Consider the following 3,706-nt stretch of genomic DNA (forward strand, 5'->3'; position numbering starts at 1 on the left):
ACGCGCCGCCAGTCTAACCCCTCGAACAAGGCTTCAAATTGCGCCTTGGTCAGACGCATCATTCCATCCTGAACCTTCGGCCATGCAAACTTGCCCTGTTCCAACCGTTTGTAACACAGCACCAAGCCAGATCCGTCCCAGAGCAGAACCTTGATCCGGTCGCCGCGTTTAGCACGGAACACAACTATAACACCCGAATGCGGGTCAAGGCCAAGTTCCCGCTCAGCAAGTGCCGCCAAGCCATCGTGTCCTTTACGGAAGTCCACTGGCTTGGTCGCGATCACGATCCGAACCGCCTGACTGGGATAGATCACTTGCTCTGCGCCAAACCGCGAGCAATGTATGTAATCTGCTTGGGCGCCGTGCTCTTGGGCAGGCGGATAGAAACAGCACCACACACGATCTCAATGCCATCAAATGTTGCGGGCAACGCATCCGCTAGAACTGAAAGCTCGGCAAAAGCGGGCCCAGAGCCTTTATCCGGCTCCCCCTTACGCTTGGCCGCCGTGCGCCAGCCCGACAATTGCGACGCTACAATCCCATGTCGCCGTGCAACACCTGCAACCGTCGCCCCCGGCTTATACGTCTCGGCCACAATCGACGCTCGTTCCGCAGCCGTCCGCACGTGCGGCTTGCGCCGCCCCGATCCATTTCCGTCATCAACCATAAAATCATCTCCAAATCAGTTGGAGGTTAGAATCTCACATCACACAGAAACGCGATACCATGGCCTGTGCGCATCGCTTACGATGCTGTTCGACTCTATCTTTTTGACACCATTGTAGAAAACACCGACAGAAGTGTTAGTAACCCAAACTTATTGGTTTCAGGCCATGATTTTAAAGTGATCGATTTCGGACACAGCTTTCAAAGATGCCATGACAATGCTGATTACGGTGGTTCTAGAATGCCTTGGCAAGACAATGGAATTTGGAATCACGTTGCTGGGGATCTGCAACACGTTCTATTTAAAAGTATGCGAAATGTTACCGCTGATCTGATCGAGAGCTTCACAACTGATTTATGCGCTCTTTCAGATGATGCAATAGAAGACTATGTTAAGATGATACCTGCTGAATGGGGCGACGATACTGCGTGCAAAATCGTTGATTATCTGCTAACAGCACGCGATAACGCCGACGACTTTGAAACTAAGGTAAAGGAGGTCATGCTGTGAGACATAAGATAAAATTTACATACTGCCTTCTGCAATATGAACACGACCCTTGGCTTAAAGAACGCTTAAACATTGGTGTGTTGGTCTTTGGACCGTCAGCAGATTACATGCGCCTCAAGACGCGTAGTTGGGATGGCCGAATACTATCCGCATACCCAAGCTTGGAAAGAGCGAACTTCACCGAAGATTTAAAGCAAGTCCAGCGGTCCATTCAAACCTTTGCACATAAGGCACTTCGTGAGCCTAGCTTGTTCATGAATGCTAAACAGACCGAGCTACATAGCCGTTCTGAGCAAGAAGCGTTTAACCTAGCAAAGTTGCTTTCTCCTGATGTTGATTCTAGCTATCGCTGGGATTTCGGAGGCGTGGGCCTATGTAGTTCGCTTGATGACAAGCTGGAGCAACTTTTCAGTCGCTACGTGACCTCTTATGATAAACCCAAGACAGAATCGAACAGGTCAGATGAAGAAGTTTGGTCCACTTTTAGTAGTAAACTTTCTGCGCGTGAACTGGATCACATCATAGAACCTGACAAGACTGTTCAAAGCGATTTGGGTAAAGTTAAGTTTCATGCAAGTTACCAGAATGGTGCGCTTCATGTAATTCAGCCCTTGTCATTTGACCTGACTGATGAGGAAAATATTGGGATTAAAGCTGGTAAATGGGCTAGCTACGCCCAATCTATCGAAAGCTATAGCAACGGTAAGGTTAAGCCTCATTTTGTCATAGGTCGCCCGACAAGAGACAATCTCATCCCATCCTTTGAGAAGGCTAGTGCTTTCCTGGGGAAAATGTCTGGCATCGGCAACGTAGTGACAGAAGAGAACTCGGATCAATTCGTAGACACGATCGCAAGCCAAATAAGAGCACACTAAGTTTAATAGTAAAAACTATGTAAGGAAATGGAACTTACTTACATAGGCCGTAGGTTCAATTTGAAAGCGGACTAACCGATCTGAACTACAATGTCAGGCATCCGCACGATGCGTCGATCAAGTGCGTCTGCTTTGCCCCCGGGAGAAGCAATAGGCGCAGTCAACACTAAGGCCCAAATCCATGGTTCTGTCTGTTTTCGTTAGGCGGTACCGATACGGATCTCTGATCGTATTATATATGGTTCGCGTGGTTTCATGCACGACACGATGACCTTCACAGGCTGCGCAGGTGGCTGTTTCCGGCTCGTACTTCGGCGGTTTTCTGAAGGGACCGGTCTCGCCGGTCCCCTTGCATGATGGGCAAACAACGATCATTTGATACGGTTGTTCTTTGCTGTGTCCGCCTTATTTGGCATCCGATTTAGCTCCCCAATCAAAGTTCCCTATGAACAGTTCACCCACTTTGCCCCGGTTCTTTGTTCCGATTGTGTAAGTTGTTTCAACGCGCTGCATGTTGAACGCTGCAAATCGTTCGCGGATCTCGGGCACGTCATTGACCGACATCAGAAAACTACCTTTGATCTGGCCCAGCTGCTCTGCCATGCGGTCAAAGTCGGCCGGGATAAACATGCCTTTGCCATAGTCGCCTTCATTGCCCTGAACCAGACCGGGTTTATCGGAGACAGTTGAGTTCCTATTCTGCGGCGAGAGTAACAGTGTTCAGGCTGTCATAGAAGTTCCTTTCTGCATGTGCTGGAGCAATGTATCCGATGGGTCCAAAGCGGCGTTCGTGATTGAACCAATGGACCCAATCGAGCGTGGCAAATTCGACGTCTTTTTTGCCTTGCCAAGGGCCCTCATGTTCAATGACCTCAGCCTTGTAGAGGCCATTAATTGTCTCGGCCATCGCATTGTCATAGCTGTCACCAACGCTGCCGACTGAGGGATCAATTTTGGCTTCCTCAAGCCGTTCAGTGTATTTGATCGACAAATATTGAACGCCCCTGTCACTGTGATGAATAAGTATTTTGGGGTCCGGTTGACGCGCAGCCAGCGCCTGGTTCAAAGCATCAAGCACCATCTGGGCATTGGGAGAAGAAGAGACTTTCCAGCCAACAATGTAGCGCGCAAAGACATCAATGATAAACGCCACATACACAAAGCCGACTGCGGTCCTGACGTAGGTAAAGTCTGCAACCCACAAGATGTTCGGGGCCGGTGCTTTGAATTCTCGGTTCACTTTGTCTTCAGGGCATGGCAAGGCAGGGTTGCTTTTCGTCGTAGTCACCTTTCCGCGTGTAATTCCCTGTATCCCCATGCTTTTCATAAGGCGAACAACCGTGCAACGGGCGACGACAAACCCATCGTCGAGCAAGTCATGCCAGATCTTAACCGCCCCATAGCGCTTCCCGCTATTCTCCCAGAAATGGGTGATCCTAGTCATTATGATGGCATCACGCTTTGCTCGATCCGATGCCTTCTTGGGATAACGATCAATCGACTTGCGGTGGTAATAGGTGGAAGGCGCGATCGGCAAAACATTGCAAATCACCTCGACGCCAAGATGATCACGGTGGTCATCTATAAACATGATCATCTCTTCCGTAGGCGGTCGAGGTCCGCCGCCGCGAAAAAAGCTGACGCCTTACGAAGG

5 protein-coding genes, 1 pseudogene and 1 other annotated feature are annotated in these 3,706 nt (G+C 49.7%); of the genes and pseudogenes, 2 read left to right on the forward strand and 4 right to left on the reverse strand.

What is annotated here, in order from left to right:
• Together tnpB and RJ38_RS05640 are read right to left on the reverse strand one after the other, a co-directional pair.
• A partial coding sequence (gene tnpB / locus RJ38_RS05635; RefSeq protein ID WP_039017926.1) for an IS66 family insertion sequence element accessory protein TnpB occupies nucleotides 1-314 on the reverse strand: 314 nt, incomplete at its 3' end.
• Nucleotides 311-667 (reverse strand): transposase, encoded by a 357-nt coding sequence (locus RJ38_RS05640; RefSeq protein WP_039017927.1) that lies wholly within the window; start codon nucleotides 665-667, stop codon nucleotides 311-313. The genes RJ38_RS05640 and tnpB, both read right to left, overlap by 4 nt.
• Before the next feature lie 66 nt (nucleotides 668-733).
• On the opposite strand from RJ38_RS05640, the gene RJ38_RS18810 reads away from it, so the two are divergent.
• Together RJ38_RS18810 and RJ38_RS05650 are read left to right on the forward strand one after the other, a co-directional pair.
• Nucleotides 734-1,177: a hypothetical protein gene (locus tag RJ38_RS18810; RefSeq protein ID WP_156121774.1), complete on the forward strand. Its 444-nt coding sequence runs from the start codon at nucleotides 734-736 to the stop codon at nucleotides 1,175-1,177.
• The gene (locus tag RJ38_RS05650) at nucleotides 1,174-2,052 is read left to right on the forward strand and encodes a DUF3037 domain-containing protein (protein ID WP_039017929.1); all 879 of its coding nucleotides are present in this window, start codon (nucleotides 1,174-1,176) and stop codon (nucleotides 2,050-2,052) included. The genes RJ38_RS18810 and RJ38_RS05650 overlap by 4 nt, the downstream gene beginning before the upstream one ends.
• 405 nt (nucleotides 2,053-2,457) lie before the next feature.
• Here RJ38_RS05650 and RJ38_RS05655 read toward each other — a convergent pair whose 3' ends face one another.
• Both RJ38_RS05655 and RJ38_RS05660 read right to left on the reverse strand, forming a co-directional pair.
• Nucleotides 2,458-2,682: a DNA adenine methylase gene (locus RJ38_RS05655; protein WP_039017930.1), complete on the reverse strand. Its 225-nt coding sequence runs from the start codon at nucleotides 2,680-2,682 to the stop codon at nucleotides 2,458-2,460.
• A 64-nt stretch (nucleotides 2,683-2,746) separates the two neighbouring features.
• A pseudogene (locus RJ38_RS05660) lies at nucleotides 2,747-3,706 on the reverse strand (IS3 family transposase); the annotation flags it as partial.
• Nucleotides 3,575-3,691, reverse strand: a sequence feature (AL1L pseudoknot). It overlaps the preceding pseudogene by 117 nt.

Source organism: Halocynthiibacter namhaensis (genome assembly GCF_000812685.1).
In the GTDB taxonomy this organism is placed as follows: Bacteria; Pseudomonadota; Alphaproteobacteria; order Rhodobacterales; family Rhodobacteraceae; genus Halocynthiibacter; species Halocynthiibacter namhaensis.

Bases quoted from the DNA above. Each gene is read 5' to 3' on its own strand.
- RJ38_RS05640 (WP_039017927.1), bottom strand. From the start codon at position 667: ATGGTTGATGACGGAAATGGATCGGGGCGGCGCAAGCCGCACGTGCGG.
- RJ38_RS05655 (WP_039017930.1), bottom strand. From the start codon at position 2,682: ATGTTTATCCCGGCCGACTTTGACCGCATGGCAGAGCAGCTGGGCCAG.